Origin of the sequence: Arthrobacter nitrophenolicus (assembly GCF_045833485.1) — a bacterium.
Classification (GTDB): Bacteria; Actinomycetota; Actinomycetes; order Actinomycetales; family Micrococcaceae; genus Arthrobacter; species Arthrobacter nitrophenolicus.
In genome coordinates, this window is record NZ_CP174504.1 from 2,379,595 (window position 1) to 2,396,471 (window position 16,877).

Here is a 16,877-nt window from a genome sequence, read left to right on the forward strand (position 1 = left end):
TTGTGTGGCGCTCAGGCAATCGCCACCGCGGGGGCAGTGGTGAGGGTGCGCCGGAGCTGGGGAGCGGCATTGAGCTTGTCCTGGGCGGCCCGCAGTGCCAGCACCGAGGTTTCCAGCTGCTCGGGCGGCAGGGTGAAGGGCACCCGAAGGAACCGTTCGAACGCTCCGCCGATCCCGAACCGCGGCCCGGCCGCCAGTCGGATACCGAACTCGGGCGCCAGTACTGTCAACGCGGTGCTGGATGGTGCCGGCAACCGGCACCATACGGACAGCCCGCCGGCGGGCACGGGGGTCTGCCAGTCAGGCAGATGCCCGCGCAGCAGTTCAAGCAGCGCCGCCCTGTTGGTCCGCAGCGTCGCCAGCCGCGCGGGGAGCGGTTCGTCAAGGGCCCGGACCAGGTGCGCGGCCGCGAGCTGCTCCATGACCGGCCCGCCCAGGTCAACGGTGGTGCGGGCAGCGGCCAGCCGCCCGATCATGGCTTCGGAAGCCCGGATCCAGCCGGTCCGCAGGCCGCCCCAGTGCGATTTGCTGAGTGAACCGATGGTGACCACGTGGGGGCTGAAACCGGCCAGCGGGGTGGTGGCGACGCCGTCGAGGTTCAATTCGCGCAGCGTCTCATCCGCCACCAGGACCGTTCCGGCGGCAGCGGCTGCACGGACCAGCCGCCGGCGCTGGGCATCGGGCATGGCCATGCCGGTGGGGTTGTGGAAGTCCGGCACCATGTACGCGAGCTTGGGGCGCTGCTGGGCGAGGGCGGTTTCCAGCGCCGGCAGGTCCCAGCCGCCGTGGGCAAAGGCGACGGGAACAGGCCGGCACCGGGCGGCCCGGATCGCGTCCAGGGCGTTGGGGTAGCTGGGGTGTTCCACCAGGACCCGGTCCTGCCGGTCCGCCAGGGTGCGGAGCACAATGGTCAGTGCGTGCTGGGCGCCCGACGTGACCATCACCTGCCCCGCATGCGTGGGCACGCCGGCGGCCGTGTACCTGTCAGCGATCGCCTGGCGGAGCGGAAGCAGGCCGATGGCGTCGTAGCCGAAGCCCGGCAGCAGGGCCGGAAGTTCGGTGAGCGCGGCGGCGAAGGCACGGTGTACGAGTTCGCCGCTGGCCGGAAGGGCCGAGTACGCCAGGTCCAGGATCCCTTCGGGCGCTGCCAGGCCCGGAGCGGACATGGCCCCGGCCCCTGTCCAGCCCTGCCCTGTGCCACCGGCTTCCTTGGCCTTGGCAGGGCCGAAAATCGCTGGCCCGAACGGGTTCAGGTCGGGGATCCGGGTCCTGCCGCGGCTGCCCTGCCCGCTGCTGAGGAACCCCTGTTCCCGGAGGCTCGTGTATGCGGCCGTGACGGTGGTCCGGCTGACGCCCAGTGCCGCGGAAAGGGCGCGCTCGCTGGGCAGAGCGGTTTCCAGGGGCACCCTGCCGTCCAGGATGAGCAACCGGACCACATCTGCCAGTTCCCGGTATGCCGGGCCGGCCCCGCGGTTCCAGGGGCCCAAGAGACGGGAGAGTGCTGCAGCGTTCAGGGAAGGGGCCATGTAGCCAGTGTTTCAAACTGGCTATGTAATCAAAAGCCAGTTGAGTGGGAGGGTTGTTCCCATGATGACCCGCAGATTGATCCAGCTCTTCACCGGCCTCGCCATGTACGGCATTTCCCTCGCCATGTTCATCCGGGCCGGGCTTGGCCTGGACCCGTGGGACGTCTTCCACCAGGGCCTGGCGAACCGGACCGGGATGAGCATCGGCCTGGTGGTCATCATCGTGAGCTTCCTGGTGCTCCTGCTGTGGATCCCCCTGAGGCAGTGGCCCGGCTTCGGAACCCTGTGCAACGCCATCCTGGTGGGCGTTTTCGCCGACATTGGACTGGCCCTGATTCCTGCCGTGTCCCAGCTCTTCGGCCAGGTGGCGATGCTCGCCGGCGCAGTCCTGCTCAACGGCATCGCCTCCGCCTGCTACATCGGTGCCCGCTTTGGCCCCGGGGCCCGGGACGGGCTGATGACCGGCCTGGCCCGGCGCACCGGCTGGTCCGTCCGCCTGTCCCGCACACTGATCGAGGTGACAGTCCTGGCCATCGGTTGGGTGCTGGGCGGTTCGGTGGGCGTGGGAACTGTTGTCTACGCGCTGGCCATCGGACCCCTGGTGCAGCTGCTGCTGCCGCGGTTCATGGTTCCGGCCGCGCTGCCGGAGACCGCCGGTGCTGCTCCTGCCACCGTTCCCTGACGAATGATTACGCCGGTTCCGGCTGGCACCTCGGGCAGAAGTAGATATCGCGTTCCTCGTCCCCGTTTGGCTTGCCCAGCAGTCCGCGCCGGACTGGGGTCCCGCATTTCAGGCACGCCTGGTGCTCGCGGCGGTACACCCAGTAGCCCGGCCGGCCGGCCATCCGCCCCACGGGCATGCCGCGGGCGTTGAGGATGGTGACGCGGCGGCCGGGTCCGAGGTTTACCTCCAGCAGCTGCTTGGCGTCTGTCATCATGGTCCGTACATCCGCCACGTCTGCTACGGGAGTGGCGGGGTGGACGCCCGAGAGGAAGCAGGCCTCGCAGCGGTAGATGTTGCCAATGCCGGCCAGGTTCCGCTGGTCCAGCAGCGCCACCCCCACCGGGACATCGGGCGACGAGCGGATCCGGCGCTCGGCCTCGTCCAGGTCCCAGTCCGGACCCAGGAGGTCCGGGCCGAGGAACCCCACAATGGAGTCCTCGTTGTCAGTGGCCACCACTTCCACGATGCCCAGGGAAAAGCCGACGGCGTCCGCGGCCGCCGTGCGCAGGACACACCGGGCCGTGTAGCCGGGTTTCCGCCACCTGCCGCCCGGAGGATAGATCTGCCAGGTGCCCTCCATCTTCAGGTGCGAATGGATGGTGAGCCGCTTGCCGCCGGGCCCCGCCACGCGCATCAGGAGGTGCTTGCCGCGGGGCACCACCTCGGCCACCGTCCACCCGGCAAGGTTCAGGGTGGCGAACCGGGGGACGCGGAAGTCGGACGCCAGCAGGGTCTGCCCGGCCAGGGCCTTGTGCAGCTGGTTGGCGGCCCGCCAGACGGAATCACCCTCAGGCACGGATCCTCAGCCCCTTCGGGGTGGAGTATGCTCCGGCGGAACTGAGCGCGGCCGCCACCGGGGTGTCCAGGATGCCGTGCCCGTTGACCTTTTCCATGACCAGTTTGTCCACGGCGCCACGGGTCGCGACGCCCACCAGGGCGGCGCCGGCGGCGGCCAGGACGGCCTCGTCGTCGCTGAAGGCGAGCAGCGTCTTGCCGCCCCGTTCCACGTAGAGGACCAGCGCTCCGTCCACCAGGACCACCAGCGCCCCTGCCTTCCGGCCCGGGCGGTGGCCTGTTCCGGCGTCGTCCTGCAGGGCGGGCCAGGGAAGGGCCGCGCCGTAGGGGTTGGCGGGGTCCGTGGCGGCGAGTGCCAGGGCGACCGGATCCGGTTTGGCGAGCTGGGTGTCCTCGGCGTAGGAGCGCAGGCGGTCCACAGTGGCCGGCACGGCGAACTGGGCCGCCCCCAGATGCTCGATGAAGTAGCCCCGCCGACAGCGCCCCGCTTCCTCCAGCCGTGCCAGCACCTTGTACATCAGGCCGAAGCCGCCCAGGATCTGCTCGGCCATGACCGACCCCCTGGTGACAACGCCATAGCGGTCCAGCAGGAGCTCGGCGGTGGCGCGGGCGTGGATGGTGGGATCGAGTTCCGGTTCCGGCAGCGCGGACCAGCGCCCGGCTGCCAGGGGCGGGGTTGCCGCGGCACCCGAGCCGCCGTAGCGCCCGCCGGCAAGGCCCGGCGACCCCATCAGCCCGGTGCCGTGTGAACGCCCCAGCCTGCTGAGCCGTGGCGCCCTGGCCCGTGGTGCGCGTGCCACCTGCCGGTGAGCCGTATGGCCGCCGGCGATCAGCGCGCGGACGGGGGCGAAAGTGTCCCCGGTGATCCGGCCGGCCCACGCCAGCTCCCAGAGGGCAGTCACCACCTCCTGGTCACTCAGCACCGAGTCCATGCCGCCCGCGATGTCCGTCAGCTGGCGGAAGAAATAGCCGCCGCCGTTGGCCCGGAGGTGGTCCAGCAGGCGTTGCCCGGCGTCACCCGGCTGGTACTCCGGAGCGGGGTTCAGGGTGAGCTCTGCCGAGTCCGCAAGGTGCAGGCTGATCCAGCCGTCATTTCCCGGCAGGGCTCCGGCCCCGGACCACAGGACCTCCCCGGTGGCCATGAGCTCGTCCAGCATGGCCGGCTGGTAGTTGGACACCCGGCTGGCCAGGATGAGCGGCTCCCACGCTGACGCGGGGACAGGCACCCCGGAAAGCTGGTCAATGGCGGTAATGATGCCGTCCAGGCCGCGGAGCGAAGGCTGGCCGCGGCCGCCGCCCGGAACGCGGACGTGCTGCCAGGAAGGAAGGAACCGGCCATAGGCGGCGGCGTCCACCGGTTCCACTTCAGCGCGCAGCGCCGCCAGTGAGCGGCGGCGGAGCTTGCGCAGCACCTCGGCGTCGCACCATTCGCTGACGGCGGCATGCGGGACTTCCGGTGCTGCCTGCCCGGCCGCCGGCAGGTGCGCTGCCTCGGCCGGAGCCAGCTCCTCTTCCTCGTCTTCGCCCGCAACATCAAGGTCGTCATCGCCCGCAACCTCGTCAGCGCCCGCAAGATCATCGCCGGCGACCTCGTCGCCTGGCCCAAACGGTCCGCCGTCGAATTCTTCGGCGCCGGCACCATCGGCGCCGGCACCATCGATTCCTGCCGGCATGACGGCACTGCCCGATGGGGCTGCGCCGTCCGGCAGGACTGCACTCCCCGGCGGGGCCGCGTTCGGCCGGAACTCGCCCTCCACCACCCGGCCGTCTGCCGCGAGCCGCTTGAGGGCAGTGCCTACCACCGCCACGCCGAGTCCCAGCCGCGCTGCCGCTTCACCCGCCGTGAACGGGCCGTGCGTCCGGGCATAGCGGGAGACGAGATCCCCGAGCGGATCGGCTACCGGCTCGATGAAGGCCAGGGGAACGCCCATGGGCAGCGGCACCCCGAGGGCGTCGCGCAGCCGGGCGGCGTCCTCGACGGCGGCGAACCGCTCCACCCCGCCGATGTTCACCTTGATGGCCCGGTTGGCGCGCTGCAGCGCTGCCAGGTGGGCTGCCGCGGATTCAGTGCTCCCGTGGGCTGCTTCAGGCGCAGCCCTGCGGCCGTCCAGTGCGGCTGCGAGCTCGGCGTCCGTCGGTTCAGCGTCACTATCCGCGGCAGCCGCGCCGGCGGCAATGTCCCCGGGTGCGTTGTCCTCGCCCTGAAGCCTGTCCGCCACTTCGTCCGGCGTCAGCGGCCCGAGCAGCCGCAGCAGGTCCGCCACGCCCTCGAGCCCCCGTGCCCTCCGGTCCGGGGCCAGCCGCTGAAGCTCCCGCTCCGTGGCTTCAATGACCCTTGCATCCAGCAGTTCCCGCAGTTCCACGCGGCCCAGCAGCTCATTGAGGAGCGTGGAGTCCAGTGCCAGGGCCGCGGCCCGACGTTCCGCGAGGGGTGAATCGCCCTCATACAGGAACTGGGCCACATAACCGAACAGCAGGGACTTGGCGAACGGCGACGGCTGGGAGGTGGTGGTCTGCACGATCCGCAGTTCGCGCCGTTCCACGGAGGCGGCGATGTCCTTCAGGGCCGGGAGGTCGTAGACGTCCTGCAGGCACTCGCGCACCGTTTCCAGCACGATGGGGAACGTGGGGTATTTCCGGGCAACGTCCAGCAGCTGCGCCGAACGCTGCCTTTGCTGCCACAGCGGCTGCCGTTTGCCGGGCGTCTGGCGGGGGAGCAGGAGCGCCCGCGCAGCGCATTCCCGGAACCGCGACGCGAACAGTGCGCTGCCGCCCACCTCGGCCGTGACGATCTGTTCCAGCTCTTCGGGGTCGAAGAGGAACAGCTCGGCGCCCGGTGGCTCGTCCTCCATCATGGGCACGCGCAGCACAATGCCGTCGTCGGCCGCCATGGCGGAGCCGTCCAGCCCGTACCGCTGGTGGAGCCGCTGCCCCACGGCGAGGGCCCAGGGTGCGTGCACGGGCATGCCGAACGGGCTGTGCAGGATGACCCGCCAGTCACCCAGCTCGTCGTGGAACCGCTCCACCACCAGTGTGGTGTCGCTCGGCACCACCTCGGTGGCCTGCTTCTGCTCCGTCAGGTACTGGATCAGGTTGTTGGCGGCGAATTCGTCCAGCCCGCTCGCCTTGCAGCGCTCGGCGGCGGGTCCGGCGTCGGACGCTGACAACTCGCGGACGAACGCGCCCAGCGCACGGCCCAGGTCCACCGGCCGGCCCAGCGAATCACCCTTCCAGAACGGCAGCTTGCCCGGCTGGCCGAAAGCCGGCGATACCAGCACACGGTCGTGGGTGATGTCCTCGATCTTCCAGCTGGTGGCGCCCAGCGCGAAGACGTCTCCCACCCGGGACTCGTACACCATTTCCTCGTCCAGCTCGCCCACGCGCCGGCCGCCCTTGGGCGCCGGAGCGGGTTTGCCGTCACCGGCGGGGGAGGCGGAGCCTTCCACCTCGGTGCCGATGATGTACACGCCGAACAGGCCGCGGTCCGGGATGGTTCCGCCGGAGGTCACGGCCAGGCGCTGGGCGCCGGGCCTGCCCTCGATGGTCCCGGCGTTGCGGTCCCTGACAATCCGGGGCCTGAGCTCGGCGAATTCATCCGACGGGTAGCGCCCGGCCAGCAGGTCGAGGGTGGCCTCGAACGCCGAGCGGGGGAGCGAAGCGAAGGGGGCGGAGCGCCGGACGGTGGCGAACCACTCCTCGACGTCGATGCTGCCCAGCGCGGCGGCCGCTACCGTCTGTTGGGCCAGGATGTCCAGGGGGTTGGCAGGGATGCCGAGGCGCTCGATCTTTCCACCCAGCATCCGTTCCACGGTAATGGCTGTGTGGACGAGATCTGCCCGGTGCTTGGGGAACAGGACGCCCTGGGACACTTCGCCCACCTGGTGTCCGGCCCGCCCCACGCGCTGCAGGCCGCTGGCCACCGACGGCGGCGACTCCACCTGCACCACCAGGTCCACGGCTCCCATGTCGATGCCGAGTTCCAGGGACGAGGTGGCCACCACGCAGCGCAGCCGGCCGGACTTCAGGTCGTCCTCGATGAGTGCCCGCTGGTCCTTGGAAACCGAACCGTGGTGCGCCCGCGCGAGCACGGGATCCGCGCCCGCCGAGCTGCCCGCCTGCGCCATCATGTGCGCGGGCGTCGCAGTGGACGCGGGAACGCCCGACGCCGGAACGCCCGACGGCGGGACCGCCGCCCCGGAGCCGGCAGCTTCCAGCCCTTCCGCCACGGGGTCGTCCCACCCGCCGCCGGCCGCCACCAGTTGCCGTTCGGCGTAGATCTCGTTGAGGCGGGCCGTCAGCCGCTCGGACAGGCGGCGGGAGTTGGCGAACACGATGGTTGATTGGTTGGCCAGCACCAGGTCAACAATCTTCTCCTCCACGTGCGGCCAGATGGAAGCCTGCGGCTGGAGCCCGGAAGCCGGGCCTGAATCGAAAGCCCCGGCGGCGCCCTGCAGATCGGACATGTCGTCTACCGGCACGGACACCGTGAGGTCCCAGTTCTTCTTCGCGGGCGGGGCAACGATTTCCACCGGCGCCGAACCCGCCAGGAACTGGGCCACCAGTTCCCGAGGCTCAACCGTGGCCGAGAGCCCGATCCGCTGGGCCGGCTTGGGCAGCAGGGCATCGAGCCGTTCGAGCGATACGGCAAGGTGCGCGCCGCGTTTGGTTCCGGCCACGGCATGGACCTCGTCAATGATGATGGTGTCCACCTCGGTGAGCGTCTCGCGGGCCCTGGAGGTAAGCATCAGGAACAGCGATTCCGGGGTGGTGATAAGGATGTCCGGCGGGTTGCTCAGCAGCGCACGGCGGTCCGCCGCGGTGGTGTCCCCGGACCTGACGCCCACCGTGATCAGGGGCGCCGGAAGGTCCAGGCGCTTGGCGGTCTGGGTGATGCCGATCAGCGGGGAACGCAGGTTGCGCTCGACGTCGACACCCAGGGCTTTCAGCGGCGAGATGTAGAGGACGCGGGTCTTGCGCTTCGGGGCCCGCGGCTTCCTGCCCTTCGCCGGGCGTGTGGACGCAGCCGCATCCTCGAAGCCCGGCAGCTCCGGGGCCGCCGCGGCGGAGCCCAGCAGCCTGTCCAGGGCCCACAGGAAAGCGGCGAGCGTCTTGCCGGAACCGGTGGGCGCCACCACCAGTGCGTGCGAACCGGAGGAGATGGCGTTCCAGGCCCCGGCCTGGGCAGGGGTGGGTTCGGAAAAAGCGCCCAGGAACCAGTCGCGGGTCGGCCTGCTGAACTGGGCCATGGGCGCAGCATCCGCCGGACGCCTGCCGCCCGGGGAGGGCTTTTCCTGGGTCATGCCTCCATCATGCCCCAGGCCACCGACAGGACCGCCGGCGTCCCCGGAACCCGGGCTCAAGCCTTCCGGTCCTGCGGCAGGTCCCTGGTGGCCGGACCTTCCAGCAGCGTGCCGTCACTGCTGAAGCGGGAGCCGTGCAGGGGGCAGTCCCAGGTCCTCTCATTGTCGTTCCAGTGCACGATGCCGCCCAGGTGGGTGCAGACGGCCGACAGCTTGCAGGTGGTCCCGTCAACGGTGGAGACGGCCACGGGGCGGGTCCCTTCGCGGTACACCCTGCCCTCGCCTTCGGCGGGAACAACGGGCGCGGCCGCAGGAACATCCTTGCCCCGTTTCAGTGCCCTGGTGCCTTCCGTTTTCAGGCCTTCCGCCGCCAGCTGCCCCCATCCGGAGGCAAGCCTGGCTGCCACACCCGTATTAAGGGCGACGGCGGAGAAGGCTCCGGCGGGGGAGGTGACCCGGTGGTGGATGGTGTCCGCCCAGGGCACATTGCCGCCCAGGATGTCGGCGGAGATCGCCAGTGCCGCGGCGACGGCGTTGGTCATGCCCCACTTGTTGTAACCGGTGCCGAAGTAGACATGCCCCCGGCCGCGGGGAAGCTTGCCGAAGAACGGCATCAGGTTGGTGGCCATATAGTCCTGCGCGGACCAGGCGTGCGTGGTCCTCGCCCCCGGATAGTGCTGGCGCGTCCAGTCGAGCAGCCCTTGCAGATGCGCCTTCTCGGACTCCGCCCGGCCCACATGGTGGCCATGGCCGCCCACCAGCAGGAGCCTGCGGCCGTCGTGCTCGTAATCGCGCAGCGAGTGCGTGGGCTGTTCCACCGAGATGTACATCCCGGCCGGCGGTTCCTGCCCCTCCTGCAGCTCAAGGGCCGCGGCGTAGGACCGGCTGGGCTTCAGCTTGGCGAAGTACAGGCCGCGGTCCAGGACCGGGATGCCGGTGGCAAGCACCACCCGCTCCGCGCGCACGCTGCCCCGGCTGGTCCGCACAACTGACGGAAGGTCCCCGGCGACGTCCCGCAGCCGCACGCCGCCCACTACCGTGCCGCCCCGGCCGCGGATGTCCGCCACCAGTGTGTCCACCGCCTCCATGGGATGGATCTGCGCCTGGTCGGGGAGGCGGACGGCGCCGTGCACCGCGAACGGCAGGCCGGCGTCGCGCACGTATTCCATGGCGAGCCCCGCGGTGGTTCCGGCGCTCACCTCCTCGCGCAGCTTTTCCGTGCCTTGGGCCGTTGCCGCGTAGGTGTAGGCGTCGCGGCGCTGGTACGCGACGCCGTGGTCGTCGAGGTAGCGCAGCAGCCAGGACTGGCCTTCGCGGTTGCCGTCAACGTAGGCCTGGACCTGCTTTGGGGAGTACTGGCGGGCGAGCTGGGACAGGAAGGTGCCCTGCAGCAGGGTCACCTTGGCCGTGGTGTTGCCGGTGGTGACGGCGCCCGGATACCGCGCCTCAAGAACCAGGACCTTTTGGCCTGAGCGGGCGAGCAGCAGCGCGGTGACCAGGCCGGTCAGCCCCGCGCCGGCCACCACAGTGTCGTATGTGGTGTCGGGCTCAAACGGATCGGAAGTGAAGGCCGCGCTGCGGTCCAACCAAATCGACGTCATGCCAACTCACCCTGCCTCCGGTCTAAGTGGCCCGGTGGGGCCAGTTGTAATGGGTCCGTTATAGACCTGACCTATCAGTTCCGCAGTTGCTAAGTATACTTACTTTGTCGGGGTAGTCTATGGTCAGGCGGAGCCCGGCAGCCATGGAAAACGAAAACGACAAACAGCAGGAGTAATCATGACAAGCATGAGTTCCGACGGTCGTACCGTAGGCCGGACCAACATTCAAACAGCAGCCCTCGCCGTGGGAGCAGTCTTCCTCCTGGTGGGTGTGCTGGGCTTCATTCCTGGCATCACCACCAACTACGAAACCATGGGCTTCGCCGGACATGAATCCGGAGCCCTGCTGCTGGGCATCTTCCAGGTATCCGTGCTGCACAACATCGTCCACCTGCTGTTTGGCGTGGCCGGTGTCGCCATGGCCCGCACCGCAGCGCAGTCCCGGAACTTCCTGGTGATTGGCGGTGCCATCTACCTGGTGCTGTGGCTTTACGGCCTGCTGATCGGCCTGGACACCCCGGCCAACTTCGTCCCCGTCAACATGGCGGACAACTGGCTGCACTTCGTCCTGGGCGTTGGCATGCTTGGCCTTGGCCTTGCTCTCTCCCGCGGAACTGCCCGCGCCGGCCGCGCTACCACGGCCCACTAACAGGTACTGAAACACCAGCCGCGCAGCCACAGGTTCGCGGCACAGATAAGAAACTGCAGGCGGCCCGGCACTAGCCGGACCGCCTGCAGTCGTCTGTAGGAAGGGCCCCACGGACCCGGAGCCTACGCGGGCTGGAACGCCCCGATGGTGAGCAGAGTGATGCCGGCGTTGCTGCATGCCTTGGTGGGCTGCGGCAGGAACAGCGAGGCAGTGTCCTCCGGCGGGTAGATGCGGTAGCCGGCTGCGTCCACCATGGCGCAGTCCATGTAGTTTCCGGCCTGGGTATAGCGCAGGACGGCCGTGCCGGTCTGGCCGGGTGCCAGGAGGACGTCCGTGACGGGCGTGGATTCATCACGGGAGGCGGGCGCTCCGATGGGGGCACCGGCGTTGTCTGCCGCCAGCGAGACCCCGGCGAAGCCTTTGAGCAGGCAGGGCTCCGTGCCGCTGTTGGTGAGGTTGAGGTTCATGTAAACGCTGCCTGCAGCGCCACCGCCGGATGCGTCGGTGGCCGCGGTCAGCCCTGCGGCCTTGCACAGGCCGGGGGCCGCAGGAGCGGACGTGGCCGGCGTGGTGGAAGACGGTGGAGCGGACGACGGCGGCGCAGACGTCGCGCTCGGGCTGGGCGTGCCGGTACCCGGCGCCGTCGTGGTCGCCTGGGTCTGCGGCTGGCTTGGACCGCAGGCGGTGAGCAGCAGGGCAGCCGCTCCGGCCGCCGTCGACATGGCTATCCCCTGGAAGATTTTCTGAGACCTCATGCCACAACCTTCGCGGCAGCGCCTGCCGGCGTCAACGATGCCGCAGGCCTGGCGGCTGTTTTGATGCCCGGATCGTGATGATCCGGGCATCAAACCTTGGCTACCTGGTGGCTGCGCTGTCCGTGGCCTTGCGCCGCGCGCCGCTCCGCAGCAGGGCTGCGCCGCCCAGGACCAGACCGCCTATGCCGGCAGCGAGGCCTGCCCAGCTGCGTTCTTCGGCTCCGCTGTCCGAGACGGCTGCGGCCTGCCCGGTTTCTCCGGCGCCCTCCTGCGTTGAGTGCGCTGCGGCTTCCGTCCCGTGGCCGCGACCCTCAGCCGCCGTCACGGTGATGGACGGGGCCGGTGCCTCCAGGGAATGCGGATCCTCGCCGTCCTTCGCGATCTGGGACCAGTCGGTCTGGCCCGTCTCGCAGGTCTGGAGCGTGGGGAAGTGCAGCGTGCTGCCGGCCGCGTCAGGGAGCTTCACGGACAGGACCAGGGCGTCGCGGAGGTCGTGCGGCAGGGGTTCCTTGGCGGTGTAGACGATCTGGCTGGTCCGCTTGGTGATGGACGATCCGTCCGCGAGTTTCTTGGGCTCGGGGAGCGTCTCAGTCACCTTTTCAACCGTCCAGTTGGGGTTGACCGTGGGCTGGGCGTCGTTGAGCTCGGCGGGCAGTGTGATGGCCACCTTGGTGGTGCCTGATTCGTCACAGCCGTGGGGAATCCCGAAGGTCAGGAGGGCGTAGGAGTTGGCGTCGGTTTTGTCGGGCGTGACGCCGACATGTGCCGCGGCGCCGCCCGCCGCTGCGAGCATCAGGGCTGCCGCGCCGCCGGTGGCGGCGGCGGTGGTCAGGGTACGGCGAAGAATGGACGTGGTCATGGGGTTGCCTTTCTGGCGCACGCCCGCCCAGGGCGTGCAGGAGTTTGAAATGCCCCGCCGGCAGTGGATGCGGCGTGGGGTTAGGAACAGAGCGCGACGGCGGAAGGCGGGCCGCGTCGGCTGTCCTGCCGCAGGTTCCGCCAGGGACGGCGGGGTGCGGCGGCGGGCGGGAAGACTGCGAAAACCGGGGGAACGGCGTCGGGCGCTTCTGCACGGGGGAGCCCCGCGAGCGGACGAAGCCAGGCGGCCAGGGCCCACAGCGCATCCTCGCCCTTGGCCAGCAAGAGCGCGCAGCCCAGGGTGGCCAGAGCGTGCGCGGCCAGCATCAGCGGTGCCGAACCGGGATCGCCGGCGGGTGCGTGTCCGGCGACGGTGACCAGTTCGGGCAGCACCGGAGTGCCTCCGCCGTGCTGGTGGCCGGAATGCAGGCTGGCCGGACCCAGCGCGAGGGCCGGGGCGCTGAATGCAGTGAACGCTTCATGCAGAACCAGCTGTCCGGCGCCAAGGAGCGCCCCCACAGCGGGAAAGGTGAGCCGCAGCCGGGTGGCGGCCGTACTTGCGAGCCCGGTCAAGGCCAGGACGGCCAGCAGGATGCCGGGAGCCGGGAGGTGGCCGCCGCCCGCCACGTGGGCTCCCGCCGCCAGGGCAAGGATTGCAGCGGCGAGGGCCGAGGAGCGGAGGAAGTGGAAGGGCGCGCGCGGCTTGTGTGACGGCACGGCTCCTCCTCTCCCCGTAGCGGTTGCCGGCGGTATCCCGGGCATGGTTCCGCCGGTCCAGATTCTATCGGTGATTGGCGCGCCGGCAGGTGCCGCTGCCTCCCGCCCGTCCTGCTATCCGACGCCTGCCAGCAGTTCAGCGAGGACATCCGCGGCGGTGTCGTGCCGGATCAGGGGAGCGGCCTGGCCGGCCCAAAGGGACATGAGTCCGGTGTTCCCGCGGGCGGCGGCCTCCGGCCGGAAACGCCCTGTCAGCCAGTTCTGGATGGGGAACGGCGCGATGGGCCGGGCATCGGCCAGGTCGGTGGTGACGCGGTTGGGGATGCCGCGGGCCAGCCTGCCGCTGAGCGCCCGGGTGAGGACCGTCCGGCCGGCCGACGGGCTGAAAAGCAGCGAACGGTAGGCCGGGACCGCCGCCGACTCGCGGGTGGCCAGGAACGCTGTCCCCACCTGCACGGCTTCCGCGCCAAGGGCGAACGCAGCAGCAACCCCGCGCCGGTCGGCAATTCCGCCGGCAGCTATCACCGGGATGCGCACGGCGTCGGCGACCTGCGGGACCAGGGCGAAGGTCCCAACGAGCGATTCGTCTGCCGGCCGCAGGAAGGACACGCGGTGCCCGCCGGACTCCATGCCGCTGGCCACCACGGCGTCCACGCCGCCGGCCTCCAGCGCCACGGCCTCCTCCACGGTAGTGGCGGTGCCGAGCACCTTGATACCGCGCCGGTGGGCGTCCTCCACTACCTGGGGTGCGGGGACACCGAACACAAAGCTGACGACGGCGGGAGACGCTTCCAGCGTGGCCTCCACCTGTTCGCCGTAGTCAGGCAGGTACCGCGAGGGCATCTCCGGCAGCGGGATCCCGAGTTCCTCGAAGTACGGCTTCAGCAGACCTGTGAAACGGTCAAAATCGGCCTGGTCCACCGCCTCGGCCTCATCGCCCGTGGGGATCCACAGGTTGAGGGCGAACGGCCTGTCCGTTGCCTCGCGAAGGTCCGCCGCTGTCCTGCGGATGGCACCGCCGTCGTAGCCGTACAGGCCGTAGGAACCCAGGCCGCCGCCGTCGCTCACTGCTGCCGTGAGCTGCACGGAGGAGACGCCGCCGAAGGGTCCAAGGACCACGGGCGCGTCGATGCCGAGAAGTTCGGTGATGGGGGTGCTGCGGAAAGCGGTGAAGTCCGGCGGGGTCATGGCTGTCTCCTGGCTGGTTGCCGTTGGCGGGTCCGTCCCTAGTCTTGCAAAACCTGGGACGTGCAAAGCTGGGCTGCCGTTCCGGTCTCTTTATTGCGCGCCCTACTGCGGTGCCGGTGACTCCACCAGGTCGTAGCCGTCGCAAATGTGGAACAGCCGCCGGCCGCCGGCGGGGGCGATCACCCACACCACGTCGCCGTCTGCGGTGCGGGCATCCACCAGCCCTGCATGGATGCGGGCGCCGTTGCGCCGGAGTTCCACGGTGTCGCCAATTTCCACTTCGTCCCAGCGGGTGGGGCTCTTGACGCGGTTCGCCATTGAAGTCACGGGATTTTCCTTAGGTGGTTGGGCGGCTGTCCAGCCGTTCCTGCTATCAAACAGGCGCGGACCCGGTGGCTTCAATGGAGGACTGACCACGCCGGCCGCCGGCCGCTTGTGCAGCCCTCCAGCACAAGCGCTGGCCCTGGCCACGGTTCCGTCTTCCGGCCCGGGGCCTAAGCCGGGCACTGGGGGCGCAGCTGCGCGCGGCGTTAGACTGCGTTCGTAAGTGCCAGACGATCCAAGGAGATGTTCATGGACTACACCGGAAGCCAGTCGGAGAAGGTTGTTCCCGCTGGTGAGCTTGGCCGCAACCACATCGGCCAGACCATCAGCTTCCAGCCCAACGAATTCACAGTCGTCTTTGGGAAACTCGCCGGCGTCGCCCGGACGGAAGCGATGGTCTACCTTTCCCTGCAGGGAGTCGGAAACGGCACGCACCTGAAGGACGAATACGACCTGCCGCTCACCCATGACGTCTACGTGCCGGTGGACGTCATCACCAACGCCGAATCCACCATCAAGGACCTGTTCGGCAAGGTCCAGGAAAACCTCCGGGGCGCAGGCCACAAGGGCGAGGACCGTACCGACAAGCTGTAGCGACCCCCCGAGCGTTGCGGACGGCGGCGGGATCTTCCCGCCGCCGTCCAGCCTGCCCGGCACTAGTTTCCTCAGTACGCCTTGACCCGCTGCTCCACCACCAGGTGGATCAGGGCGAAGGCGTTGTCCTGGTCGATGGCCTCCAGCGCAGCGTCCAGCGCCGCCGGAATATCCCTGTCCTCCGTAACCGTGATGCCAAAACCCCCGAATGCCCTGGCCATCAGCCCAAAGTCGGGGTTCTGCAGCTGGGTGCCGGAAATTCGGGCGGGGTAGTGCCGTTCCTGGTGCGTACGGATGGTGCCGTATTCCTGGTTGTCCATCACGATCACCAGCGGTGTTGCACCGTACTGCGCTGCGGTGGCTAGTTCCTGCCCGTTCATGAGGAACTCGCCGTCGCCCGCGATGGTGACGACCCGCCGTCGCGGATCAGCCAGGGAAGCCGCGATGGCTGACGGCACGGAGTAGCCCATGGAGCCGTTGCGGGCGCTGATCATGGACACGTACCGGCGGGTGGGGAAGTAGCGGTGCGCCCAGTTGGTATGCTCGCCCGCTCCGAAGGTCACCATGGCATCGGCCGGCAGCCTGGGGACGAGGTTCGCCATCAGGGTGTCCATCCGGGCCTGGCCGGCTGCCGGAGCAGCCGGAGGAAGCGCCGCGAACCGTTCCTGCTCCGCCCGCATCCTGCCTGTCCAGGCCTTCCACTCATCCTTCACTGGCAGGTGGATGTTCCGAAGATCGCGCACAAAGGCTTCCGGCTTGGCCAAAACTTGGCGGGACACCGGGCCGGAACGGCCGCGCAGTGACGGATCTGCAGTCACCAGGAAGTTCTTCTTGTTCCAGTCCTGCCGGCAGACAAAGCCGTCCGTGATCACGTCGCCCGGCACGGTTCCAACGAACACCAGCAGGTCGGTTTCCTCAAGCAGGTCGTACGTGGGGCGCGGCCGGCCGTACCCGATGGGCCCCACGTACGAGGGGGAATCGAACGGCACTGTTCCCTGCGTCCGCCATTCCGCCGCCGCCGGGATCCGGTGCTCCTCCAGCCAGGCGGTGAGCTGGTCTGCCGCCTCCTGGGTCCAGTCATTGCCGCCCGTCACGAAGAGCGGCTTGCTCGATTCCGCCAGGGCCTCCTCGAGGGCCTCCGCGTCCGTCCTGGCCATGCCGCCGGCAGCAACCGGGATGGCCGGGTGCAGCACCGGGCTGATCTCTTGCCGGATGATGTCCTCCGGCAAGCCCACCACCACCGGCCCGGGCCGTCCGCTCATGGCGGCGAACATCGCCTCCGCCACGATTTCGGATGCCCGCTCCGGATGGTCCAGGGTCATGACCCGCTTGGCGCCGGTATCGAACCACGCCTTGATGTCGAACTCCTGGAACGCCTCCCGGTCCCGGTGGGCGAACGGGATCAGGCCCACGAAGAGCAGCATGGGAGTGGAGTCCTGCCACGCCGTGTGCAGCCCCACGTGGGCGTTGGCCGCGCCGGGGCCGCGGGTCACCATGGCAACACCCGGGCGCTGGTGCATCTTGCCGTCCGCCTCGGCCATGTACGCGGCGCCGCCCTCGTGCCGGCAGACGACGGTCTGGATCCCGGAACTGTGCAGCCCGTCCAGCACGTCCAGGAAGCTCTCGCCGGGAACCACATATGTGCGTTCCACGCCGTGGGCGACGAGGGAATCAACAATCACGTGCCCGGCGGATTTCAGGGCCGGGGCGGGCGCGTCCGGGCGCGGTTGCTCCTCCGTCCGGGCGTTGACGACGGCGGCAGGCGCTTCTGCGGCGGGCGTAGTGGGAGAGGTGGCCAGGGTGGATTGCGGCTCTGGTGTCATGTTCTTTCTTCAGCTAGGTGTTC

The 16,877-nt window shown here is 69.6% G+C and carries 13 protein-coding genes; 3 read left to right on the plus strand and 10 right to left on the minus strand.

What is annotated here, in order from left to right; genetic code table 11:
• Positions 1–11: 11 nt before the first annotated feature.
• The gene (locus ACJJV6_RS11235) at positions 12–1,526 is read right to left on the minus strand and encodes a PLP-dependent aminotransferase family protein (RefSeq protein WP_354176441.1); all 1,515 of its coding nucleotides are present in this window, start codon (positions 1,524–1,526) and stop codon (positions 12–14) included.
• Between the two features lie 61 nt (positions 1,527–1,587).
• Between ACJJV6_RS11235 and ACJJV6_RS11240 the strand changes: the two genes are divergently transcribed.
• Positions 1,588–2,208, plus strand: coding sequence for a YczE/YyaS/YitT family protein (locus ACJJV6_RS11240; RefSeq protein WP_407708956.1), 621 nt, complete (start codon positions 1,588–1,590; stop codon positions 2,206–2,208).
• Between the two features lie 7 nt (positions 2,209–2,215).
• Here ACJJV6_RS11240 and ACJJV6_RS11245 read toward each other — a convergent pair whose 3' ends face one another.
• The 3 genes from ACJJV6_RS11245 to ACJJV6_RS11255 are packed head-to-tail and all read right to left on the minus strand — an operon-like array spanning position 2,216 to position 9,946.
• Entirely contained in the window at positions 2,216–3,046 is an 831-nt protein-coding gene (locus tag ACJJV6_RS11245) for an Fpg/Nei family DNA glycosylase (RefSeq protein WP_407708957.1), read from the minus strand.
• Positions 3,039–8,345: a DEAD/DEAH box helicase gene (locus ACJJV6_RS11250; RefSeq protein WP_407708958.1), complete on the minus strand. Its 5,307-nt coding sequence runs from the start codon at positions 8,343–8,345 to the stop codon at positions 3,039–3,041. Before ACJJV6_RS11250 ends, ACJJV6_RS11245 begins: the two co-directional genes overlap by 8 nt.
• A 56-nt stretch (positions 8,346–8,401) precedes the next feature.
• Positions 8,402–9,946: an FAD-dependent oxidoreductase gene (locus ACJJV6_RS11255; protein WP_407708959.1), complete on the minus strand. Its 1,545-nt coding sequence runs from the start codon at positions 9,944–9,946 to the stop codon at positions 8,402–8,404.
• A gap of 187 nt (positions 9,947–10,133) precedes the next feature.
• Between ACJJV6_RS11255 and ACJJV6_RS11260 the strand changes: the two genes are divergently transcribed.
• Entirely contained in the window at positions 10,134–10,595 is a 462-nt protein-coding gene (locus ACJJV6_RS11260; RefSeq protein ID WP_407710494.1) for a DUF4383 domain-containing protein, read from the plus strand.
• Positions 10,596–10,717: 122 nt separating this feature from the next.
• On the opposite strand, the gene ACJJV6_RS11265 is transcribed toward ACJJV6_RS11260, so the two are convergent.
• The 5 genes from ACJJV6_RS11265 to ACJJV6_RS11285 form a co-directional block, all read right to left on the minus strand.
• Positions 10,718–11,350: a DUF4232 domain-containing protein gene (locus ACJJV6_RS11265; RefSeq protein ID WP_035753257.1), complete on the minus strand. Its 633-nt coding sequence runs from the start codon at positions 11,348–11,350 to the stop codon at positions 10,718–10,720.
• 100 nt (positions 11,351–11,450) lie between these two features.
• The gene (locus ACJJV6_RS11270; protein WP_407708960.1) at positions 11,451–12,209 is read right to left on the minus strand and encodes a YcnI family protein; all 759 of its coding nucleotides are present in this window, start codon (positions 12,207–12,209) and stop codon (positions 11,451–11,453) included.
• Between the two features lie 80 nt (positions 12,210–12,289).
• A complete protein-coding gene (locus ACJJV6_RS11275) occupies positions 12,290–12,925 on the minus strand; it encodes a hypothetical protein (protein ID WP_407708961.1) in 636 nt (211 codons plus the stop codon).
• A 114-nt stretch (positions 12,926–13,039) separates the two neighbouring features.
• On the minus strand, positions 13,040–14,113 hold the full coding sequence (locus ACJJV6_RS11280; RefSeq protein WP_407708962.1) for an NAD(P)H-dependent flavin oxidoreductase: 1,074 nt from the start codon (positions 14,111–14,113) through the stop codon (positions 13,040–13,042).
• Between the two features lie 102 nt (positions 14,114–14,215).
• Complete coding sequence (locus ACJJV6_RS11285; protein ID WP_009358689.1) at positions 14,216–14,431, minus strand: hypothetical protein; 216 nt, start codon at positions 14,429–14,431, stop codon at positions 14,216–14,218.
• A 255-nt stretch (positions 14,432–14,686) separates the two neighbouring features.
• Here ACJJV6_RS11285 and ACJJV6_RS11290 point away from each other — a divergent pair, with 255 nt between their 5' ends.
• Complete coding sequence (locus ACJJV6_RS11290) at positions 14,687–15,031, plus strand: hypothetical protein (protein WP_009358690.1); 345 nt, start codon at positions 14,687–14,689, stop codon at positions 15,029–15,031.
• A 71-nt stretch (positions 15,032–15,102) separates the two neighbouring features.
• On the opposite strand, the gene ACJJV6_RS11295 is transcribed toward ACJJV6_RS11290, so the two are convergent.
• On the minus strand, positions 15,103–16,854 hold the full coding sequence (locus ACJJV6_RS11295; RefSeq protein WP_407708963.1) for a thiamine pyrophosphate-dependent enzyme: 1,752 nt from the start codon (positions 16,852–16,854) through the stop codon (positions 15,103–15,105).
• Between the last annotated feature and the right edge of the window lie 23 nt (positions 16,855–16,877).